The 19415-nt window shown below is 67.3% G+C and carries 20 protein-coding genes; 3 read left to right on the plus strand and 17 right to left on the minus strand.

The genetic code is table 11. The features are described from left to right. Positions 1-30: 30 nt before the first annotated feature. Positions 31-780, minus strand: a complete 750-nt coding sequence (locus LPB260_RS10035) for a YafY family protein (protein ID WP_218281512.1) — start codon at positions 778-780, stop codon at positions 31-33. A gap of 130 nt (positions 781-910) precedes the next feature. On the opposite strand from LPB260_RS10035, the gene LPB260_RS10040 reads away from it, so the two are divergent. Further along, the gene (locus tag LPB260_RS10040; protein ID WP_208708581.1) at positions 911-1840 is read left to right on the plus strand and encodes an alpha/beta fold hydrolase; all 930 of its coding nucleotides are present in this window, start codon (positions 911-913) and stop codon (positions 1838-1840) included. A 314-nt stretch (positions 1841-2154) separates the two neighbouring features. Here the strand turns inward: LPB260_RS10040 and LPB260_RS10045 are convergent, their stop codons facing one another. The 9 genes from LPB260_RS10045 to LPB260_RS10085 form a co-directional block, all read right to left on the minus strand. After that, positions 2155-2652 carry a hypothetical protein gene (locus LPB260_RS10045; RefSeq protein WP_208708582.1) on the minus strand — a complete coding sequence of 166 codons (498 nt, stop codon included), beginning with the start codon at positions 2650-2652 and terminating at the stop codon, positions 2155-2157. A 124-nt stretch (positions 2653-2776) separates the two neighbouring features. Next, the gene (locus tag LPB260_RS10050; RefSeq protein WP_208708583.1) at positions 2777-3169 is read right to left on the minus strand and encodes a GFA family protein; all 393 of its coding nucleotides are present in this window, start codon (positions 3167-3169) and stop codon (positions 2777-2779) included. 116 nt (positions 3170-3285) lie between these two features. Next, on the minus strand, positions 3286-3939 hold the full coding sequence (locus LPB260_RS10055) for a DsbA family protein (protein WP_208708584.1): 654 nt from the start codon (positions 3937-3939) through the stop codon (positions 3286-3288). A gap of 120 nt (positions 3940-4059) precedes the next feature. Beyond that, positions 4060-4368 (minus strand): ribbon-helix-helix domain-containing protein, encoded by a 309-nt coding sequence (locus LPB260_RS10060; RefSeq protein ID WP_208708585.1) that lies wholly within the window; start codon positions 4366-4368, stop codon positions 4060-4062. A 113-nt stretch (positions 4369-4481) separates the two neighbouring features. Next, positions 4482-5063, minus strand: coding sequence for a DJ-1/PfpI family protein (locus LPB260_RS10065; RefSeq protein WP_208708586.1), 582 nt, complete (start codon positions 5061-5063; stop codon positions 4482-4484). A 126-nt stretch (positions 5064-5189) separates the two neighbouring features. After that, complete coding sequence (locus tag LPB260_RS10070) at positions 5190-5924, minus strand: serine protease (protein ID WP_208708587.1); 735 nt, start codon at positions 5922-5924, stop codon at positions 5190-5192. A gap of 88 nt (positions 5925-6012) precedes the next feature. Next, the gene (locus LPB260_RS10075; RefSeq protein ID WP_218281513.1) at positions 6013-7263 is read right to left on the minus strand and encodes an efflux RND transporter periplasmic adaptor subunit; all 1251 of its coding nucleotides are present in this window, start codon (positions 7261-7263) and stop codon (positions 6013-6015) included. Beyond that, on the minus strand, positions 7260-9623 hold the full coding sequence (locus LPB260_RS10080; RefSeq protein WP_208708588.1) for an ABC transporter permease: 2364 nt from the start codon (positions 9621-9623) through the stop codon (positions 7260-7262). The genes LPB260_RS10075 and LPB260_RS10080 overlap by 4 nt, the downstream gene beginning before the upstream one ends. Before the next feature lie 19 nt (positions 9624-9642). Next, positions 9643-10368 (minus strand): ABC transporter ATP-binding protein, encoded by a 726-nt coding sequence (locus tag LPB260_RS10085; RefSeq protein WP_208708589.1) that lies wholly within the window; start codon positions 10366-10368, stop codon positions 9643-9645. Between the two features lie 112 nt (positions 10369-10480). Here LPB260_RS10085 and LPB260_RS10090 point away from each other — a divergent pair, with 112 nt between their 5' ends. Continuing rightward, positions 10481-11389 (plus strand): DMT family transporter, encoded by a 909-nt coding sequence (locus tag LPB260_RS10090; RefSeq protein ID WP_208708590.1) that lies wholly within the window; start codon positions 10481-10483, stop codon positions 11387-11389. Between the two features lie 62 nt (positions 11390-11451). On the opposite strand, the gene LPB260_RS10095 is transcribed toward LPB260_RS10090, so the two are convergent. The 7 genes from LPB260_RS10095 to yaaA form a co-directional block, all read right to left on the minus strand. Continuing rightward, positions 11452-13872 (minus strand): EAL domain-containing protein, encoded by a 2421-nt coding sequence (locus LPB260_RS10095; RefSeq protein WP_208708591.1) that lies wholly within the window; start codon positions 13870-13872, stop codon positions 11452-11454. 110 nt (positions 13873-13982) lie between these two features. Continuing rightward, positions 13983-14459 carry a cupin domain-containing protein gene (locus tag LPB260_RS10100; protein ID WP_208708592.1) on the minus strand — a complete coding sequence of 159 codons (477 nt, stop codon included), beginning with the start codon at positions 14457-14459 and terminating at the stop codon, positions 13983-13985. Positions 14460-14633: 174 nt separating this feature from the next. Continuing rightward, a complete protein-coding gene (locus LPB260_RS10105; protein ID WP_208708593.1) occupies positions 14634-15308 on the minus strand; it encodes a DUF2459 domain-containing protein in 675 nt (224 codons plus the stop codon). Between the two features lie 25 nt (positions 15309-15333). Continuing rightward, complete coding sequence (locus LPB260_RS10110) at positions 15334-15771, minus strand: ester cyclase (RefSeq protein WP_208708594.1); 438 nt, start codon at positions 15769-15771, stop codon at positions 15334-15336. Between the two features lie 126 nt (positions 15772-15897). After that, entirely contained in the window at positions 15898-16728 is an 831-nt protein-coding gene (locus tag LPB260_RS10115; protein WP_208708595.1) for an SDR family oxidoreductase, read from the minus strand. Between the two features lie 57 nt (positions 16729-16785). Beyond that, positions 16786-17250 carry a multidrug transporter gene (locus LPB260_RS10120; RefSeq protein ID WP_208708596.1) on the minus strand — a complete coding sequence of 155 codons (465 nt, stop codon included), beginning with the start codon at positions 17248-17250 and terminating at the stop codon, positions 16786-16788. A 90-nt stretch (positions 17251-17340) separates the two neighbouring features. Next, the gene (gene yaaA, locus LPB260_RS10125) at positions 17341-18120 is read right to left on the minus strand and encodes a peroxide stress protein YaaA (protein WP_208708597.1); all 780 of its coding nucleotides are present in this window, start codon (positions 18118-18120) and stop codon (positions 17341-17343) included. A 176-nt stretch (positions 18121-18296) separates the two neighbouring features. Between yaaA and dmeF the strand changes: the two genes are divergently transcribed. Further along, a complete protein-coding gene (dmeF, locus tag LPB260_RS10130) occupies positions 18297-19253 on the plus strand; it encodes a CDF family Co(II)/Ni(II) efflux transporter DmeF (RefSeq protein ID WP_208708598.1) in 957 nt (318 codons plus the stop codon). The last annotated feature ends 162 nt before the right edge of the window (positions 19254-19415 follow it).

Below are 19415 nucleotides of genomic sequence, written 5' to 3' on the forward strand. Positions count from 1 at the left end.
AGGATTAGTACTGCCTCATATTTAGAATTTCTAGCGCTGTAAATTATCTAGAGGTCGAACGCCATCATCGAAAACGACGTGCCGCTTTCGGAACGTCGTTCCTTCGATACAGTGCGGTTCTCTGATCCGGTCCATGCGGAAATGCCGAAAGTCTTCACGTGCAGGATCCCAGGCCACCAGATACCAAAGTGGCGGCAGAATCAGCATTGCCTGCGGCTCAACCACACGTATGCTGCTTTCACCTTTCGCATCGCGATAATTGAACCGTAGATGCTGGCGCTGAAGAAAGGCCACCTCGAATTCCGGAAGCAAAGCAGGGTCCATTGTTCCTATATTGGACCTGTCCACCTGCGGGGCAAGTTCTCCGATATACAGGCTGTCCAGAAAATGCCGTAAATCCCGAATTTTATCTGGCGGCAATGCCTTTTCAATCTTTGCAAGCCCGGTGTCCGCAAAGTTTGAAAATGGTAGGTTTCCCGCTGCACGCATCGATGCCACGCTGATCAAAAGGGCAAAAACCTCGGTCACTGAAAGACGTGGCGCGGTCTGAACCGAACGAGGGTCAAGTTGCAGCCCCCCGCCGCGACCAGGTTCAGAACAAATGACAAAACCCTGTTCTCGCAACGGGCTAATGTCACGTAGCAGTGTGCTACGGGATGCCCCCACCTGCCCTGCGAGCTCGGCAATGGTCGCTGATCCATTGCGGCGCAGGCTGCGTATGATGGCTTCTTGTCGAAGGCGAACATTCATCTTCTTTGGATCAATAATCAAAGGTGTCATATTTTGACACCTTTACCTCGTAGATTACGAGTGTCGACGCCAGTTGACGTCCGGCGCTGCCCCCTGACCTACCGGTCATCAAGTGTAGCGCCGCTGCCTGATCACCCATCCAAACACAAAAGGAAGATAAATGTTTAACCCCGATGACTTTCCCAAACCCACTTTGATCTCAGTTAACGGTGTGGAATTGGAAGTCTTTGAAGCCGGAAGTGAAAACTCTAGAAACCCGATCGTGCTGTGTCACGGCTGGCCACAGCATGCTTTTTCCTGGCGATATCAAATCCCCGCACTTGCGGCTGCTGGCTATCACGTCATCGTGCCAAACCAGCGTGGGTATGGAAATTCTGCGCGACCGAATGACGTGACAGCATATGACCTCGCACACCTGACCGGTGACCTTGTCGCCTTGCTCGATCACTTCGGATACGACGACGCCGTCTTTATTGGTCATGACTGGGGCGCAAATGTTGTCTGGGGCATGGCTCTACTGCATCCAAACCGCGTGAGTAAGCTCATCGCGCTCGCACTTCCCTATCAGGAACGGGGTGATATCCCGTGGGTGGAGTTGATCGAAGGCTTCATGGGGCCAGACAATTACATGGTGCATTTCAATAAGCACCCCGGTGTGGCGGATGCGATCCTGGATCAAAACAGGCTACGGTTCCTTCGAAATCTGTATCGCAAGAACCAACAACCACATACACCCGAACCAGGAATGGCAATGATCAATCTGGCGAAGGCTGAGGTTGCTACTGGAGAGGCGCTCATGACAGATGCCGAGCTGTCTGTCCTCGACGCCGCGTTTGAGGTCTCTGGCTTCACGGGCAGTATCAACTGGTATAGAAATCTCGATCGCAACTGGCATCTCTTGGCGGGCGTGGATCCGATTGTTCCCCATCCCGCCCTAATGATCTATGGAGAGCGCGACCTGATACCCAAGTCCCCAAATCTGAGTGACTTTGTGCCAAACGTCGAAATTGTCAGCCTGGACACAGGCCACTGGATTCAGGAGGAAAAGCCCAAAGAGACAACCAAGACAATTCTGGACTGGTTAAAGTAGGTTTCTGCAAGCTGCCCTCAAGAGCAATACCTCGCTTGCGCCCCGCCATGATTGGAGGACGCAAACGGACGCTGAAGGAAAGACAATGGAAGAGCCTACCCTTTTCGTCACTCCTTCGCGTCGATGTTCTGAGTTGTCCCCGTTTTGGTAGACGTATTTGAACGTCAGCTTTTGGCCGAAAGCGGCCGCTCTGCGACAGCTGCCCTAGCCATCCGCTGAGACTGTTAAGGCCCGTGGCCAATAACAACTGGGGGCAGATCGCCATTTCCTGAATCGTGGTCTGCCCCTGATGACGTGAACAACCCTGTCCGCTTTTAAGCTTGGGCCCCTGGGGCGCCGCGAGCGTATTTCTTCTGCAGGATTATCGATGCTTCGCTGTAGGCATTCTGGAAAGCCTCGCCGCTGATCCAGTCCACTGCCGTGTCTTCGTCTTCATCGTGGAAGATCCCCCGGTAGGTGATCAGCAGGCCCATCATGAAGTCGATCGCCGGGTCTTCCTCTTCCTCGGCGACCACCAGCTCCAGCACCGGGTACTGCAGGAACACCAGGCACATCGCCAGCAGGCTGGTGTTTTCGGCGACTTTCATCGCCTGGAACAGGTCGTCGAAGTGCGCCGGGTCGAAGCCGTTCTCTTCGATGTCCTTGAAGTCGAAGGTGCTCAGGTCGATTTCGACATCATCGAAGGGCTCGTCGATCAGCGGATTGGCCAGCAGCGGATGAACCGCATGGGCTTTGGACTTGCCCGAACGGTTCTGCTTGGCCTTGGCTTTGGCCCGCTGGGCGCGTTTCTTCTGTTTGTCTGGGGAGGCCATTGAGGCGAGTTCCTTGTTCGGTGCAGCCATATGCATGGCCCAGGATAATCGGGCGCATAGTGTATTCGGTCGGCCAAAGGGGGCAGATCTATTTTTCCTGCGCTGAGCGTCCGCCTTGGGCCGGCTACTCCTCGAAGCGCCCCGTGGCCTCGCGGTCGTGGGCGTATCGCCGGCTAAGGGGAAACGCCGGCAGCCAGGACTCGCGGCGGACGGTCCAGCTCTCGTAGGTGGGCGTCAGTTGGTCGGGGGCATCCAGGGCGCCCAGGTTCACTTCGATCTCGTCTGCGCTGCGGGCGAAAACCGATGAGCCGCAGCGGGGGCAGAAATACCGCCCGGCGTAGTCGCGGGTTTCTCCCTCGATCGTTACCGCATCCTGGGGGAAGATCGCGGATGCGTGGAACAGCGCGCCATGGTGCTTGCGGCAGTCGAGACAGTGGCAAAGGCCGACCCGGTAGGGGCGTCCCGAGGCCTCGATGCGCACGTTGCCGCACAGGCAACCGCCGGTGAATCGCTCCATGCCGCGTCTCCTCTGCAATCAAACGGTCGAATCTTTCCAGCTCGGGCGTCGATAGACGTTGCGCCAGCGTGCCAGCCTGGGCGAACTCGCGCGCTGTACCGGGTGGACGACCTCGCTCAATTATCCCCGGCGGCCAGCTGTTCCAGGATGCGCGTGTAGTTCTCCACCCCTTGCGCACCGCTGACGAGGTGGCGACGGTTGAAGATCACCGCCGGCACACCGCGAATGCCTTGGTTCAGCCATGCGCTCTCGGCCGCACGCACCGCTGAGGCAAAGCGCTGATCCTGAAGCACCGCCAGGGCTTCGGCTCGCGCCAAGCCGACTTCGGCGGCTACGTCCGCCAGCACGCCGAGGTCGGACAGGTCGCGGCGGTGGGTGAAGTGGGCGGTAAACAGCGCCTGTTCCAGGTCGTGCATGCGCCCCTGCTGATCGGCCCAGTGCAGCAGTTGATGCACGTTGAAGGTGTTGTGCATGCGCATGTCGTCGGCAAAGCGGAACGCGAAGCCGAGCTCTGCGCCGATCGCGGTCAACCTAGCCCGGCTGTCCTCCGATTGCTCCCGGGTGGTGCCGTATTTCTCGGCCACATGGTCGCGCAGGTTCTGCCCCTCGGGCGGCATGTCGGGGTTCAGCTCGAACGGGTGCCAATGGACCTCGTGCGGCGTGCCGGTCGCCTGCAGCGCGGTGGCCAGCTGTCGGTAGCCGATGATGCACCAGGGGCAGACCACATCGGAGACGATGTCGATCCGCAGCGCTTGCGGTGGGGTGGTCATGGAGCCTCCTTGGATCGAGTTCGAGGTGTTGCCCGGCGCTCAGTGTGCAGCCGGTACCGACGCTGTGGCGACCTGTTCGATGCCCGGCGGGCCCGCTGAATATAGTCGAGCGGTTGGCGCTCAGGGCCGGGTGCGCCCCGGCACCAGACTCAACTCGCTGACCGTGCCGCGCCGCTGGCTGAGAAAGCGTGTGCAGCTGACCCGCAGGAAGGAGGCGAAGTTGACCACCTCGCCACGGTAGTCGATGACCTCCTCGTACAGCTTGGTGATCAACTGATTGGTGGTCATGCCATCGACTTCGGCGATCTCGCGCAGGATGTCCCAGAACTGGTTCTCCAGGCGCAGGGTGGTGACCACGCCGCGAATCCGCAGCGATCGGGAGCGCGACTCGTAGAGAATCGGGTCGGCTTTGACGTAGAGCTCGCACATATTCCAAGGTCTCTCGAGCGGGATGCCGTGGCGGCGACCGCAGTCGCTGGCAGGGGACCCGATTGTCGCTTACCGGGCCGTCCTGCGGCCGCTGCCACAGTTGAACGTTACCCTTACAGGCTGATCCTGGTGCCCAGCAGCGTGAGGAAGCCGGCCAGCCAGGCCGGGTGCGCCGGCCAGGCCGGTGCGGTGACCAGGTTGCCCTGGATATGCGCTTGATCCACGGCGATGTCCATATACTCGCCACCGGCCTGCCGCACTTCCGGGGCACAGGCCGGGTATGCGCTGCAGGCACGGCCTTGGAGCACGCCCGCCGCCGTCAGCAGCTGGGCACCGTGACAGACCGCGGCAATCGGCTTGTCGGCCCTGGCGAAGGCCCGGACCAGCTCCAGCACCTGCTCGTTCAGGCGCAGGTATTCCGGGGCACGCCCGCCGGGAATCAACAGCCCCTGGTAATGCTCGGCCTCGACCTTGGCGAAGTCGTAGTTCAGGACGAAGTTGTGCCCGGGCTTTTCGCTGTAGGTCTGATCGCCCTCGAAGTCATGGATGGCGGTGCGCACGCTCTGCCCGGCGACTTTGTCCGGACAGACCGCATGCACGACGTGACCGACCATCTGCAGGGCCTGGAACGGCACCATCACTTCGTAATCTTCGACGTAGTCGCCGACCAGCATCAAAATATTCTTCGCAGCCATGCTGTCCTCCTGACAGGTTGATGACCCGACGAGTTTCCGCCTTCGAGTGCGCAGGCGGGTAATAGCCTGGAACTACGTCGGGGAAAACGGCAGCCGGCACCCAGACGGAGCGCGCGAGGCCCGTCGTCACTTCGTCAGCGTCAGCAGGATATCCGCGTACCAGGTGCAGTTCAGGCCGAGCGCCTCGTCCAGCTCCAGGTCGCGGGTGCCCAGGTCGAGGCGCGCCGAGTGCACACCCAGCAGGCGCCAGGGCAGCTCGTCCGCTTTGCCCTGGCGGTCGGGCAGGCGCAGCACCACCGGGGCGCCGCTGGTGCCGCGGTGGGTGCGGCCGTCGGTGAGGAAGTAGCCCTGGCCCTGGAAACGCAGGCCGAAGGAGGAGGCGAGCACCGCGTGGCGCACCACTGGCATGTGGTGCAGGGTGTCGTGGAAGCCGAGGGGGAAGCCCACCACCAGCAGCGACGAGCCGACCTCGACCGGCTCCTCCGGCCCCGGCAGGTGCTCGGGGGTGAAGGCGCTGTAGACCATGTCCTCGGGCAGGGCGGCGCGGTCCAGCTCGATGGCCGCCACGTCGATCTCGCCGGCGCTGTCCAGGCCCTGGCGCCAGAGGCTCTTGCCGTCGCGGTACAGCGGAATGGAGAAGCCGGTGGAGCTGGCCATGTTGGCCTCGGCGGTGTGCACCTCGATGACGATGCGATCGGGAAAATGCTTGCTCGGCTCGTCGATCATCACGTGGCGGCTGGTCACCACGAACAGGCGTTCGCCGCGGGCGAAGAAGAAGCCGCTGGCGTTGGTCAGCTGGCGCTGGCCGTCGTAGGTGCAGATGCGCGCCGCGGTGAGCAGCAGGGACTCGATCTTCGGCATGGCGGTGCATACTCTGGGTGGTGCGAAGCGGTTATCGACTGGCACCTTAGCACGCCGCTGGCGAACGGCCGGCGCGCGGTGCCCGCCTTCAGCGTGCTGGCGCGAGTTGGCGCGGCTGCACCCGCACGCCATCGCTCAGCTCGGCGCCGGGGTAGAGGATCACCTGCGCGCCGGCGTCCAGGCCGCCGAGTAGCTGCGCCTGGCGGCCGTTGTTGGCACCGACCTCGACCTGGACCAGGCGTGCCCGGCCGTTTTCGACGACGAACAGGGCCCAGTCGCCGTCCTCGCGGAACAGGGCGCTGGACGGCACGCTGAGGGTCTCGGCGGACTGCCAGACGACGATCCGTGCCAGCACCCGGTAGCCGTGGCCGAGGCCGGCGCGGCGCGCGGGCGGGTCGCTCAGGCGGATCAGGGTGTTGACCCGCTGTTCCTCGACGCCGAGGGCGGAGAACTTGGTGAAGCCCGCCGGTTCGACCCGCTCGACTTCGCCGTGCAGCGGGTCGGGGCCACCCCAGTTGTCGATGATCACCGGGTTGCCCGGGGCGACCCGCACCGCATCGCTGGACAGCAGTTCGACGAGCACCTCCAGGTCATTGTCCACGTCGCCGATCTCGAGGATGGGCGCGCCGTCGGCCAGGCTGGTGGCGCTCTCCTGGAGCAGGCGCAGGATCTGTCCGGAAACCGGCGCGAGCAAGGGCACCGCGTCCCCGTTGGCCGCCGTCGCGCCAGCCTCCTCGGCGTCCGGGGCGACCTGGCCCAGGCGCGCCCGGGCACTGGCCTGCTCGGCCTCGGCCCGGGCGACGGCGGCTTCGGCACGCTGTCTTGTCGCGGCAGCCGTGCGGGCGCTGCGCTGGGAGCGCTCCAGTTCGGCCTGGGCGAGGGCATCGCGGGCGTGCAGGCGGCGGGCGCGCTGCAGTTCGCGGTCGGCCAGGCGCCGCTCGGCGTCGGCGCCGGCCAGTTCGGCCGCGGCTGCGCGCTGGGCCGCGGTGCTGGCATCGAGCTGGGCGCGGGCCTGCTCGCGGTCGCGGCGGTCCAGCGGCGGCGGATGGCTCGGCAGCATGCGGGCGACCACGCTCCGGCCGCCCTCGACCCGGTCGCCGGGCTCCACCTCGACCCGCAGCAGGCGCCCGGCGAACGGCGCCGACAGCACATAGCGCTCGCGCACGCGGGTGCGGCCTTCTTCATCGATGCTCAGCTGCATGGGCGCGCGCTGCGCCGTGCCCAGGTCGACCGGCAGCGCGAGCGGCCAGAAGGCATAGGCCAGGGCAGCGGCGAGCAGGGCGCCGAGACCGAGGCTGATCCAGATGCGTGAACCGTTGTGCGCCACCGTTCGGGTCACTCCTGTGTCTTCAGCGCCGCGACCAGCTCGAGGCGGTCGATGTCGCGCTTGACCAGCCAGCCGGACACCACCGCCGCCGCCAGCACCGCCAGGGCCGCGCTGCCATAGCTCTGCGGCACCAGCAGCAGCGGGATGCGGTACAGGTCGGTGCTGAAACCGGCCGATATCGCCTGGGTTAAGTAGTAGCCGAGGAGCGCGCCGAGCGGCAGGGCCAGCAGGGTGATCAGCGCCAGTTCGCCGAGCAGGACGAAGGCCGTCTCGCCGCGGGTGAAGCCCAGCACCCGCAGGCTGGCGAGGTCACGGGCGCGTTCGGCGAAGGCGATGCGCGCGCTGTTGTAGACGATGCCGAAGGTGATGACCGCGGCGATGGCCGCCATCACGTAGCGGATCGCCCCGGCGCCGCTGTCCAGCAGCCGCTTGAAGGCGGCCCGGGCGTCGCTGCGCAGGCTGACGCCGGCCACCGCCGGCATGTCCTTGAGAGCGCGGTAGAGCGCCTCGCCCTGCAGGCTGTCGACCCGCAGGTAGGCACCGGACACCCGCCCGGGCTCGCCCAGCGCCCGGTTCAGCGCGCCCAGCTCGAGGTAGGCCGGGGCGCCGAGCAGGGTCTGGGCGATCCCCGCCACCGGCAGTTGCAGCCGTGGCCGGCGGCCCTCGCGCACCTCGACGGTCAGGTGCTGGCCGGGGCGGATGTGGAGGATCTGCGCCAGGGATTCGGCGAGGATCAGGCCGTCGGCGCGGATGAAGATGCCCTGCATGTCGGCGTCGACCGCGCGGTTCAGGCGCGGCTCGGCGACCAGGCCGCTGATCGCCCCGCGGTAGCTGTGGCGGCCGTGGCGCAGCAGCACCGGCACGCTGCGCAAGGGCTCGACTTCGATCACCCCGGCCATGCGCCCCAGCTCCAGGAGGGTCTTGTCGGACAGCGGCTCGATGAAGCTGACCGTGGCGTCGCTGCGGTCGATGACGCTGAAGCTCAGCTCCAGGCTGCGCTCGAAGGCGCTCATCAGGCTGAGCATCGCCACCGACAGGGCCATGCCGGCGCCGATCCCGCAGGCGGCGGTGAGGGTGCGCGCCGGCTGGCGCAGCAGGCGGCGCAGGACCATGCGACTGGGCTGGTCGAGCAGGCGCAGCAGGGCCTTGTCCAGGCGCGCGGAGCGGCTGTAATCGGCCGGCGCCGGCGGCCGCATGGCGGTGGCCGGGGTCAGCGCAAAGACCTGGCGGAGCACCAGCAGGCCGCCGGCCGAGGCCACCAGCACGCTGATCGCCACCCCGGCGAGGAACACCCCGGGATCGACCCGGAACAGCAGGAAGGGAAACTTGTAGTAGGCCAGGTAGACGTCCACCAGGCTGCGCCCGGCCAGCACCCCGAGCAGGCAGCCGAGCAGGGCGCCGGCCACGGCGATGGCCAGGACGAACTTGGCGTAGTGCAGGCCTACCGCCCGACTGCTGTAGCCGAAGGCCTTGAGCAGGCCGATCTGCTCGCGCTCGGCCTGGATCATCCGCGCGATGACGATGTACAGGAGAAAGGCGGCGACGCCGAGGAAGATCGGCGGCACCACCCGCCGGGAAGCCTTGAGGCCCTCGATCTCCTCGCTGATGAAACGGTTGGACAGCTGGTCGGCCAGGCCGAAGGCGCCGCTGCTGCCATAGGGCGCGAGCAGGCGCTCCAGGCCCTCGAGCACTTCGGCCAGGCGGGCGTCGCGGCTCAGCGCCAGCAGAGCCTGGTTGAACGCGCCGTCCAGGTCGAAGGCCGCGGCCAGGGCCTCCTCGTTCATCCACAGCACGGCGAAGCGCGCGTCGTCCGGGGCCAGCTCGCCCGGCGCCACGGCGTAGAGAAACTCGGGGGCCTGGGCCAGGCCGACGATGCGCAGGGTGCGCCGCGCGCCGTTGAGATTGACCCGCAGCGGGTCGCCGGGCGCCAGGCCCCGGGCCACGGCGAAACCGTGCAGCAGCAGGACCTCGTCGCGGCGCGCGGGGTCGAGCCGGCGCCCCTCCACCAGGTGCACCGCGTTCAGTCGTGGCGGGCGCAAGGCCGGCAGCGACACGGCCTGGGCGCGGATCGGCACCGCCACCCCCGGCAGGTCGATCAGCGCGCCGCCGCTGATGCGTCCCTCGACGGCGGCGACGCCCGGCAGCCCGGCGACCTGCCCGAGCACCTGGCGCGGCGCCCGCTTGACCGGGGCGAACACCTCGGCCAGGCGATAGCGCTGGTAGTAGGCGCGCTGGCTGTCCTCCAGGGAGTTGACCAGGCCGTCCATCATCACCAGCAACAGTACGCCGAGGGCGATGACCACGGCGATGGCCAGGGCCTGGCCGCGCACCCGGTACAGGTCGCGCAGCAGCTTGCGGTCGAGGGGGCTCATGGCTGACGCCGTCCGGCCTTCACCAGACGATCTCCTCGGCCGGGCGCTTGTGGGCGTTGAGTTCGACCTGGCGGATGCGCCCGTCGGCGAAGTGCAGGACGCGGTCGGCCATGGCCGCGGTGGCGGCGGCGTGGGTGATGATCAGCACGCTGGTGCCGAGCTCCTGGTTGATGTCCTGCAGCACCCGCAGCACGGCGCGTCCGGTCTCGCTGTCGAGGGCGCCGGTGGGTTCGTCGCAGAACAGCACGGTCGGGCGCTTGGCGATCGCCCGGGCGATGGCCACGCGCTGCTGCTCGCCGCCGGACAGTTGCGCCGGGAAGTGCTGCAGGCGCTGCTGCAGGCCGACCAGGGCCAGGGCTTCGGCCGGCGCCAGCGGGTCGTCGGCGATCTCGGTGACCAGCTCGACGTTCTCCTCGGCGGTGAGGCTGGGCATCAGGTTGTAGGACTGGAACACGAAGCCGACATGCCGCCGCCGGTACTGGGTGAGCTGGCCATCGCTCATGGCCGTCAGCTCCTGCTCGAAGAAGTGCACGCTGCCGGCGCTCGGCCGGTCCAGGCCGCCGAGGATGTTCAGCAGCGTCGACTTGCCGCTGCCGGAGGCGCCGAGCAGCACCACCAGCTCGCCGCCGGGCAGCTCCAGGTCGACCCCGCGCAGCGCGCGCACGGCCGAGGGGCCCTCGCCATAGACCTTGGTGACCCCCCGGGTGCGGAACACCGCCGCTGCGCTGTTGCTGGAACTGGCCATATACCCCTCAGTATGGGCGCTGGCGCCCCGGGGTCGAGAAAGCCGCAACTTTGTGCAAGCGCCGACCAGCCAAGGCGGCGCAGACTGACGGCCATTCACCGGGAGTCGTGCGATGAGCCTGTCGTTGTATCTGTTGACCGTCCTGATCTGGGGCACCACCTGGATCGCCATCAAGCTGCAGATGGGCGAGGTGGCGATCGCCGCGTCCATCGCCTACCGCTTCGCCCTGGCCGCGGCGGTGCTGTTCGCCGTGCTGCTGCTCAGCGGCCGGCTGCAGAAGCTCGACCGCCGCGGCCAGCTGATCTGCCTGGTGCAGGGGCTGTGCCTGTTCTGCATCAACTTCCTGTGTTTCTACACCGCCAGCCAGTGGATCCCCAGCGGCCTGGTGGCGGTGATCTTCTCCACCGCGACGCTGTGGAATGCGCTGAATGCCCGGTTGTTCTTCAAGCAGCGGATCGCCGCCAACGTGCTGGCCGGCGGCGCCCTGGGCCTGGCCGGCCTGGCCCTGCTGTTCTGGCCGGAGCTGGCCGACCATCCGGCCAGCGGCGAATCGCTGCTGGGCATCGGCCTGGCGCTGCTCGGCACCCTGTGCTTCTCCGCCGGCAACCTGCTCTCCAGCCAGCAGCAGAAGGCCGGCCTCAAGCCGCTGACCACCAATGCCTGGGGCATGCTCTACGGCGCGCTGATGCTGGTGGCGATCTGCCTGGTCAGCGGCACGCCGTTCGGCTTCGAGTGGAGTACACGCTATGTCGGCTCGCTGCTGTACCTGGCCATCCCCGGCTCGGTGATCGGCTTCACCGCCTACCTGACCCTGGTCGGCCGTCTCGGCCCGGAGCGCGCGGCCTATTGCACCGTGCTGTTCCCGGTGGTGGCGTTGAATATCTCGGTATTCGCCGAGGGCTATCAGTGGAGCGCGCCGGCGCTGGTCGGCCTGCTGCTGGTGATGCTCGGCAACGTGCTGGTGTTCAGGAAGCCCAGGCCGGCCGCACCGTTGGCGCAGGGCCTGGCGCAGAGCCGCTAGGCGAAGCACGCGGGTAGGGTGCGCCGTGCGCACCCAGCACCCCGCGGCCCGTTCACCCGCACTCAGTGCCAGCTGGAGCGGGCTTCCCAGGCGCGGAACTTGTCGGCGGGCAGCGGCTGGCTGATGGAGAAGCCCTGGGCGATGTCGCAGCCGAAGTTGCCCAGGCGGGTCAGGGTCTCGTGGTTTTCCACGCCCTCGGCGACCACCTCCAGGTCGAGGTTGTGCGCCAGCTCGACGATGGAACGGACGATCTTCGCCGAATCGTCGTCGTCGCTGAGCATGCCGGTGACGAAGGACTGGTCGATCTTCAGCGAGTCCACCGGCAGCCGTTGCAGGTAGGCCAGGGAGGAGTAGCCGGTGCCGAAGTCGTCGATGGTCAGGCGGCTTTCCAGGTTCCTCAGCTGCACCAGGGTTTCCAGCGCCGTCACCGGGTCGTCCATCAGCGCGCTCTCGGTCAGCTCGAATTCGATCCAGTCCGGCTCGGCCCCCCAGGTGGCGAAGGCGCCGCGCACCCGTTCCACCAGCTTGGGATCGCGCAGGTCGCGGGCCGACAGGTTGACCGAGATCGGCCGGCTGTCGCCTTCCTCGCGCCAGGCGTAGCCCTGGCCCAGCGCGCTGTCCAGCACCCAGTAGGTCAGCGGGGTGATCAGCCCCGAGCTTTCCGCCAGCTTGATGAAGTCGTTGGGCGGCAGCAGCCCGTGCTGCGGGTGCTGCCAGCGCACCAGGGCCTCGGTACCGCAGACCAGGCGGCTGGCGATCTGCAGCTTGGGCTGGTAGTACAGCAGCAACTGGTTGCCGTCGATGGCCCGGCGCAGGTCGCTCATCAGGGTCAGGTGCTGCGCGCATTCGCGGTCCAGGCCGCCGTGGAACAGGGCGTAGCCGTTGCTCGAGCGCTTGGCCTGGTCGAGGGCACTGCCGGCCCGCCGCAGCAGGGTGTCGGCGTCGGTGCCGTGCCCGGGGTAGAGGGCGATGCCGATGCTGGCGCGGGCATCGAGGCACAGCCCGGAGAGGTCGACCGGCTCGTACAGAGCCACCAGGATCTGTTGCGCCAGCTGGGCCGCCTGCTCGGCGCCGCCGCTGGGCATGAGCACGGCATATTCCTTCTCGCCGATGCGCGCCACCGGGCAGCAGGCGCCGACGGCCTGTTGCAGACGGGCGGCGATGGCCTGCTGCAGGCGGTCGCCTTCGCGATAGCCGAGGGTGTCGTTGATCTCCTGGTTGCTGCCGACCTCCAGGCGCAGCAGGCCGAGCGGGTGGTGCTCCTGCCTGGCGCGGGCGATCGCCTCTTCCAGCAGTTCGCCCAGGCGCAGGCGGTTCGGCAGGCCGGTGAGGCAGTCGGTAAAGGCCATGCGCCTGATGGTGGCCTCGGCCTGCAGCGCCCTGGCGCGGGTGCGCAGGGTGGCGATGCCGAAGCCCAGGTCGTTGGCCGTGGCGAACAGCAGGTCGACTTCCCGGGCGTCGAAGGCGTCGGCCTCCGAGGCCATGATCACCAGCCTGCCCAGCGGCGCGCCGTCGAGGCGCAGCGGCAGCACGATCGAGGCGGCGAAGCCGCGCCGGCTGGCTTCCTCGCGCAGCGGCAGGGGCGGACCCTCGGGACGGTCGCGGATCACCAACGGCCGGCCGTCCGCCAGCTCCTGGTCCAGCTTGCGGATATAGGCCTGGCCATCGGCGCTTGCCGCCCAGGCCTGGCCGATGGCGAGAAAACCCTTGTCGACGCCGGCATAGGCGACATGCCGGGACGGTTGCGTGGGGTCTTCGCCCGGGTAGCTGACCCAGGCCAGGCGGTAGCCGCAGTCGTCCACCAGGACCCGGCAGATTTCCCGCAACAGCGCCGGTTCGTCGCTGGCATGAATGACCGCATGATTGACCGCCACCCGCGTCGCCAGGGCGCGGTTGAGGCGCTGCACCTCCTGCTCCGCCTGGGCCCGGCGGGCCTCGAGGCGCAGGGTCTGGAGGCCGAAGGCCAGGTCCTCGGCGGCCTCGCCGAGCAGGTCCAGTTCCTGCTCACCGAAGGCATCCGGCTCCGGCGCGCCGATGCCGAGGGCACCGAAGATCTCGCCCTCGACCCGCAGCGGCAGCGACAGCACCGAGGCGATCCTGTGCTGGATGGCGCCCTCGCGCCAACGCACGGTGTTCGGGTCGGTCAACAGGTTGCGCGACAGGGTCAGGCGACCGGTGCGGATCGCCGTGGCGGTGGGCGCCCGGCCCCGTTCATTGTCGCCCCAGGAAATGTTCAGCGAGTCGATATAGGCCTTTTCGACCCCGGCGAAGGCCACCGGGGTGATCGATTTCGCCGCATCCGCCTCGGCGCGGCCGACCCAGGCCAGGCTGTAGCCGCATTTCTCGACGATGATCCGGCAGATGTCCTGCAGCAGGCAGGCTTCGTTCTTGGCGCGCAGCAGGGCGCGATTACAGCCGCTGAGGGTGCGCAGCGCGCGGGTGAGTTGCTGGTGCTCCTGGTTGGTGGCGCTTGGCTCTGGCATGGCTGGCCTCCAACCCATGCACGACCTGGCTTGAGTATAGAGCCACCCTGCTGGTGCCGGGTTCCGCGCGCCGAGCGGGTCGCGCCCGCCTCTGCGGGCGCTGGCCTCTGCTACTGGTTGCGTGGGTCATCCGCTGGATCGTGATAGCTGATGCCCCAGGGGCCGGTGCCATGCAGCTGCAGGACGGCTTCCTCGGCGCGGGTGCCGGCGGACATGGCCATGCCCGCAGGAATGACCAGGCTGTCGCCGGCCTGGTAGGTCGTGGCCTTGGCCGGGTCGAGGTTGTCGCCGGTGCCGAGGTAGAAACTGCCCGAGAGCACGGTGACCCGTTCGGTGGTGGGGTGGGTATGCACGCCTACGCTCGAGTTGGCGGGCAGCTTCAGGCGGAAGGTGAAGGGGCCGGCGGCCTTGGGGTCGCCCTCGATGACCGCCATCATCGCGCCCGGACCCACCGAAGGCGCCGCGGACCATTGCAGTTCGGACGCTTTGGCGGCGATCAAGGCGCCTTCTTCGGCCGCGGTCGCAGGCGTCAGCCAGGTGGCGCCCAGCACGCTCAGGGCAACGGCGAGGGTGTTCAAGTGGCTCATGATGGTTTCCTCTTGCAGGGTTGAGCCGGGTGGGCTCATCGCCATGCAGGCAACCCGGGAATCACTGCACCCGAGGGCGCGCTGAGCGATCGAGTCCTATCGAATTCTAGTGCCGACGATAGCCGGGGGGCAGGGCCGGCTTATGCCAGTTTGGAACAGCCCCAGAACGCCGCGCTATGGCCTGCCAGGCCAGGGGGCGGGGCGGCAGGCCGGGCCCGTTGCCGGCATGGCCCGCAGGCGGCTGAGCAGCTGGCCGCTGGTCACGACTGTGGCCGGCTGCAGCGGGCAACCACTGGCGCCAAGGGCCTCGGCCAGCCAGGTGTTGCAGGTGCGCAGCAGCGAGTAGCGGCCTTCGGCCCGATAGAAGCGGCTGTCGCGGTACAGCCCCGGCCCGAGGTCGTCCAGCCGGTCTGGCGCCGGACGACTGAAGCTTGCACCGATGAACGCGAGCAGCCGCCGGTAGCCTGGTGCGTCCAGGTGCACGGCGACGGGATCGCGCTCACCCAGGCGCCGCGGATCGACGCTGATGGCGCGTACATGCAGTACCGCCGGCGTTGGCCCGAGCAGCGCCTTGAGGGCCAGGCCGAGGCCGGCCTGCGGGGTCCGGTAGAAGTCTTCGTCGCCCCAGCCGAGTTCGACCCACTCGCCGCCGCCGAGCGTTTCGCCCAGCGCCGGAAGCGCCTGCAGCAGATCGTTGCGGGCGATCAGCAGGCCGGCATGGACGCCGTGATCCAGCAGCAGAACCAGCCGCCCTTCGTCGGTCATCGCCGGGCCAGATGCTGGCGCCGGCGCGACGGCGCAGCCGCACAGGATCAGGCTCAGAAGCAGCACCGCCAGGTTCGGCTTCACGGGGCTCGCGCGCCTTTGCCGAGATTCAGGCTGCGCTGGTCAGTTGCTGGTAGAGCTCCCAGGCGCTGCGCTCGACCCAGCATTCGGCCAGGCGGCCATCACGCACCGTCCAGATGGCGACACCGCTGAAGCAGATATCGCGACCGTCGGCCGGCGTGCCGAGCATGCCGTTGTTGCGCCCCGAGCACAGCCAGCGTGATACCACGCGGTCACCGCCGGGGCTGGCGAACACGTCCTGGCTGTCGGTGCGCGCATCCAGCAGCAGGGTCTGAAAGGCCTTGACCCAGGCCTTGAAGGCATCGCGCCCGCGGATGGTCTGGCCACCGGAGGTGATGACGTAGTCCTCGGTCATCAGCTCGTCGATGGCGTCCAGGTCATGGGGCGGCTGCCATACCCGGTCGAGAAAGGTCAGGGCCAGTTGCTCGGCCTGGCGGCTGGCGGCGGCGTCGAATGGCTGGGTCATCTTGGGGGCTCCCGTGCGGTGGCAGGTCGAAAGCCGCTGGCGCGGCGAGCGGCGCCAGCGGCGAAGTAGCGCCATTGTTATACACCCGGTTTTTCCGACCTGGCCAGGCTCTGGGGGCGGCCTGGCTCAGAGCTGAAGGTTCAAACCGAAGCGCCTTTTCAGCAGCAGGGCCAGCAGGCTTCTGGGCAGCAGCGCGGCCAACAGCGGCATGCTGCGGCTGCCGTTGCCCAGGCGCAGCAGCGCCGGGCGCCTGCGCCGTTGCACGGCGGCCAGCAGGTCGCCGGCGAACCGCCCGGCAGGGGTCGGGTTGTTCTGGGAGGCCTTGGCCCGCGCGCGAATGCCCGCGCGGACCGGCCACCAGGGCGAGCCTTCGGCGATCAGCTGTTCCGCCTCGCGGCTGGCGTTGGCGCCGAAGCTGGAGGCGATGGCGCCGGGCTGCACTTCCATCAGCTCGATGGAGAAGGGCGCCAGCTCCAGCCGCAGGGCGTCGGACAGGGCATGCACGGCCGCCTTGGAGGCGCAGTAGGCACCAGCGAAGGGGGTCGCCAGGACGCCGGAGACGCTGCCGATGTTGATCACCAGGCCGCTGCTCTGGCGCAGCAGCGGAAACAGCGCGCGGGTGACCCCGACCAGGGCGAACACGTTGGTCTCGAACTGCCGGCGCAGGGCCTCGACGCCGCCGTCGAGCAACGGGCCCATGGCGCCGTAGCCGGCATTGTTGATCAGCACATCGAGGCCGCCGGCTTCCTGCTGCAGGCGCGCGGCCAGTTGCTCGAGCGCCGCCCCATCGTTGACATCCAGCTGCACCGCGGTGAAACCCGCGGCCTCCAGCGTGGCGAGGTCTGCGGCCTTGCGTGCGCTGGCCCAGACCCGATAGCCGGCGCCATGGAAGGCATCGGCCAGGGCGCGGCCGATGCCGCTGGAGCATCCGGTGATCAGGACGACGGGCTGGCTCATGGGGGCTTCCTTTCAGGGGGGGATAAATGGCGGACGCGGCTCGCTGCGGCGGCCCGTTCAGTCGACGAAATGGCCCTGCAGACGCTCGGCGCGGAACTCCAGGGTGCTGGCGCGGTAACCGCTGCGCAGGGTCGGCAAGGGCAGGCAGTCCTGCCAGGTGGCGCCGGGAAGCAGGTCGCCGGGACCGCTGTAGCGTGGCGACTCATACAGCTGGCGGGCCAGGTTGACGGTCTCCCCGGGGCGGTAGGCGGCGACCTGCCAGTGCAGCTCCTGCAGGGTGGCGTCGCTGCCATTGGTCAGCTCCAGGGCCAGCGGGCGATTGCCCGGGCAGCGCTCGGGGGCGTACTCCAGGCGCAGCTGCAGTTGGCCCAGACGCTGCGATTCGCGGCTTTCCTGCCAGACCACCCAGCTGGCGACCAGGCCCAGGCCGAGCAGGGCGGCCATGGAGATCGGCAGGGCCTTGCTCGGGTAGCGGAGCAGCAGGATCAGCCAGGTCAACAGCAGAAACACGCCGATTAGCATGGGGGCGGCCTTGATGGACGGACACCGATCCATCCTACACAAGGCCGGGCCGGCGGGCATGCCTGGCGGCGGGAAAAACCTCGCCGAGACTCAGTCCTGCGGCTGGTCGCGCAGGAACACCAGCTTGTCCGCCTTGGACTGCTCCGCGGCGAAGCGGTAGCCCTGGCAGTTGAAGTCCTTGAGGCCTTCCGGGTCGCTCAGGCGCTCCTTGATCACATAGCGGGCCATCAACCCACGGGCCTTCTTGGCGTAGAAGCTGATGATCTTGTACTGGCCGTTCTTCAGGTCCTTGAACTCGGTGTCGATGATCCGCGCGTCGAGCACCTTGCGCTTGACCGCGCCGAAGTACTCGGTGGAGGCCAGGTTGAGCAGCACCTGGTCGCCCTGGGCGGCCAGGGCTTCGTTGAGCCAGCCGCTGATGCGCTCGCCCCAGAAGGCGTAGAGGTCCTTGCCGCGTGGATTGGCCAGCTTGGTGCCCATCTCCAGGCGGTAGGGTTGCATCAGGTCCAGCGGGCGCAGTACGCCGTACAGGCCGGAGAGCATGCGCAGATGCCGCTGGGCGAAGTCGAAGTCCTCCTCGTTGAAGGATTCGGCATCGAGCCCGGTGTAGACGTCGCCCTTGAAGGCCAGCAGCGCCTGCTTGGCGTTCTCGGGGGTGAAGGACGGGGTCCAGCTGCCGAAGCGCGCGGCGTTCAGCCCGGCGAGCTTGTCCGACAGGTGCATCAGCTCGGCGATCTGCGCGGGGCTGAGGTCGCGCAGCTGGGCGATCAGGTCCTGGGCGTGGTCGAGGTGTTCGGGTTGGGTGTAGCGTGGGGTCGCCGGCGGCGTCTCGTAGTCGAGGGTCTTGGCCGGGGAAATCACCATCAGCATCGGGCGGCTCCTTGAAGTCTTGGCGGCGATTCTAGGCCGAGTGGGGGCTATGGCTCTACCTATCGCTGCGATGCACTGCCCGATGGTCGCCCCGCCGATCCGCCGGCATGGGTTGACCTGGGGGCCGCCCCGGCCTTTTAGTGTGGGCAGGAACCCATGGCCAACAAGGAGTCCTGATGAGCGCTTGCAACCATTCCCGCTGGGAACCATCCCACGACTACCGTCCGCTGGAGAGTCGCGCCGAGCGCCAGGCCTGGCAGGTAGCGGCACTGACCGGGGCGACCATGCTGGTGGAGATCGCCGCCGGTTACGCCTTCAACTCCATGGCCCTGCTGGCGGACGGCTGGCACATGGCCTCGCACATGCTCGCCATCGGCCTGACCGCCCTGGCCTATCTGCTGGCGCGGCGTTACGCCAACGACCCGCGCTTCGCCTTCGGCACCTGGAAGGTGGAGGTGCTGTCCGGATTCGCCAGCTCGCTGCTGTTGCTGGTGGTGGTGGCCATGCTGGCCTTCGAGTCCTTGTGGCGGCTGTGGCAACCGCAGGTGATCGCCTTCGACCTGGCCCTGCTGGTGGCGGTGATCGGCCTGCTGGTCAACCTGGCGTCGGCCTGGCTGCTGCGCGATCAGCACGAGCACAGCCACGTCCATGCTCACGGCGACCACGACCACGACCACGACCACGACCATTCCCATGGCCGCGACCTCAATCGCCACGCCGCCTTTCTCCACGTGCTGGCCGATGCCCTGACGTCGGTGGCGGCCATCGTCGCGCTGCTCGGCGGCTGGCTGTTCGGCTGGAACTGGCTGGACCCGCTGATGGGGGTGATAGGCGCGGTGATCATCGCGATCTGGGCCAAGGGCCTGCTGCTGGACACGGCCAAGGTGCTGCTCGATCGGGAGATGGACAGCCCGGTGGTGGCGCGGGTGCGGCAGACCCTGGAACAGGAACCGGATACCGAACTGGCGGACCTGCACCTGTGGCGGGTGGGGCGCGCGCAGTTCGCCTGCATCGTCAGCGTGGTGACCCATGGCAACGGTTCGGCCGATCGTTACAAGGCGCGCCTGGCGAATATTCGCGAGTTGGTACACGTCACGGTCGAGGTCAACCGCTGTGTCGAAGTCGAGGGCTGAGCGGACTGGAAGTGAGTTTTTTGGCGTCATTTACGCCGATAGGACTTCCGACTTTAACGAGGCGCAGGGTACTCGCCAAGCATTATTCGTCCACAGGCAAAATAAACTTCAAAAAACTGAAAAGTCGTTTTCCTGTCATCTTTTTTGGAGTAATTAAAAAGC

Source organism: Pseudomonas sp. LPB0260, assembly GCF_013388395.1.

Bases quoted from the DNA above. Each gene is read 5' to 3' on its own strand.
- LPB260_RS10045 (WP_208708582.1), bottom strand. From the start codon at position 2,652: ATGGCCTCCCCAGACAAACAGAAGAAACGCGCCCAGCGGGCCAAAGCC.
- yaaA (WP_208708597.1), bottom strand. From the start codon at position 18,120: ATGCTGATGGTGATTTCCCCGGCCAAGACCCTCGACTACGAGACGCCG.
- LPB260_RS10085 (WP_208708589.1), bottom strand. From the start codon at position 10,368: ATGGCCAGTTCCAGCAACAGCGCAGCGGCGGTGTTCCGCACCCGGGGG.
- LPB260_RS10080 (WP_208708588.1), bottom strand. From the start codon at position 9,623: ATGAGCCCCCTCGACCGCAAGCTGCTGCGCGACCTGTACCGGGTGCGC.
- LPB260_RS10070 (WP_208708587.1), bottom strand. From the start codon at position 5,924: ATGCCGAAGATCGAGTCCCTGCTGCTCACCGCGGCGCGCATCTGCACC.
- LPB260_RS10065 (WP_208708586.1), bottom strand. From the start codon at position 5,063: ATGGCTGCGAAGAATATTTTGATGCTGGTCGGCGACTACGTCGAAGAT.
- LPB260_RS10050 (WP_208708583.1), bottom strand. From the start codon at position 3,169: ATGGAGCGATTCACCGGCGGTTGCCTGTGCGGCAACGTGCGCATCGAG.
- LPB260_RS10100 (WP_208708592.1), bottom strand. From the start codon at position 14,459: ATGAGCCACTTGAACACCCTCGCCGTTGCCCTGAGCGTGCTGGGCGCC.
- LPB260_RS10060 (WP_208708585.1), bottom strand. From the start codon at position 4,368: ATGTGCGAGCTCTACGTCAAAGCCGACCCGATTCTCTACGAGTCGCGC.
- LPB260_RS10055 (WP_208708584.1), bottom strand. From the start codon at position 3,939: ATGACCACCCCACCGCAAGCGCTGCGGATCGACATCGTCTCCGATGTG.
- LPB260_RS10090 (WP_208708590.1), top strand. From the start codon at position 10,481: ATGAGCCTGTCGTTGTATCTGTTGACCGTCCTGATCTGGGGCACCACC.
- LPB260_RS10110 (WP_208708594.1), bottom strand. From the start codon at position 15,771: ATGACCCAGCCATTCGACGCCGCCGCCAGCCGCCAGGCCGAGCAACTG.
- LPB260_RS10095 (WP_208708591.1), bottom strand. From the start codon at position 13,872: ATGCCAGAGCCAAGCGCCACCAACCAGGAGCACCAGCAACTCACCCGC.
- LPB260_RS10040 (WP_208708581.1), top strand. From the start codon at position 911: ATGTTTAACCCCGATGACTTTCCCAAACCCACTTTGATCTCAGTTAAC.
- dmeF (WP_208708598.1), top strand. From the start codon at position 18,297: ATGAGCGCTTGCAACCATTCCCGCTGGGAACCATCCCACGACTACCGT.
- LPB260_RS10115 (WP_208708595.1), bottom strand. From the start codon at position 16,728: ATGAGCCAGCCCGTCGTCCTGATCACCGGATGCTCCAGCGGCATCGGC.
- LPB260_RS10035 (WP_218281512.1), bottom strand. From the start codon at position 780: ATGACACCTTTGATTATTGATCCAAAGAAGATGAATGTTCGCCTTCGA.
- LPB260_RS10120 (WP_208708596.1), bottom strand. From the start codon at position 17,250: ATGCTAATCGGCGTGTTTCTGCTGTTGACCTGGCTGATCCTGCTGCTC.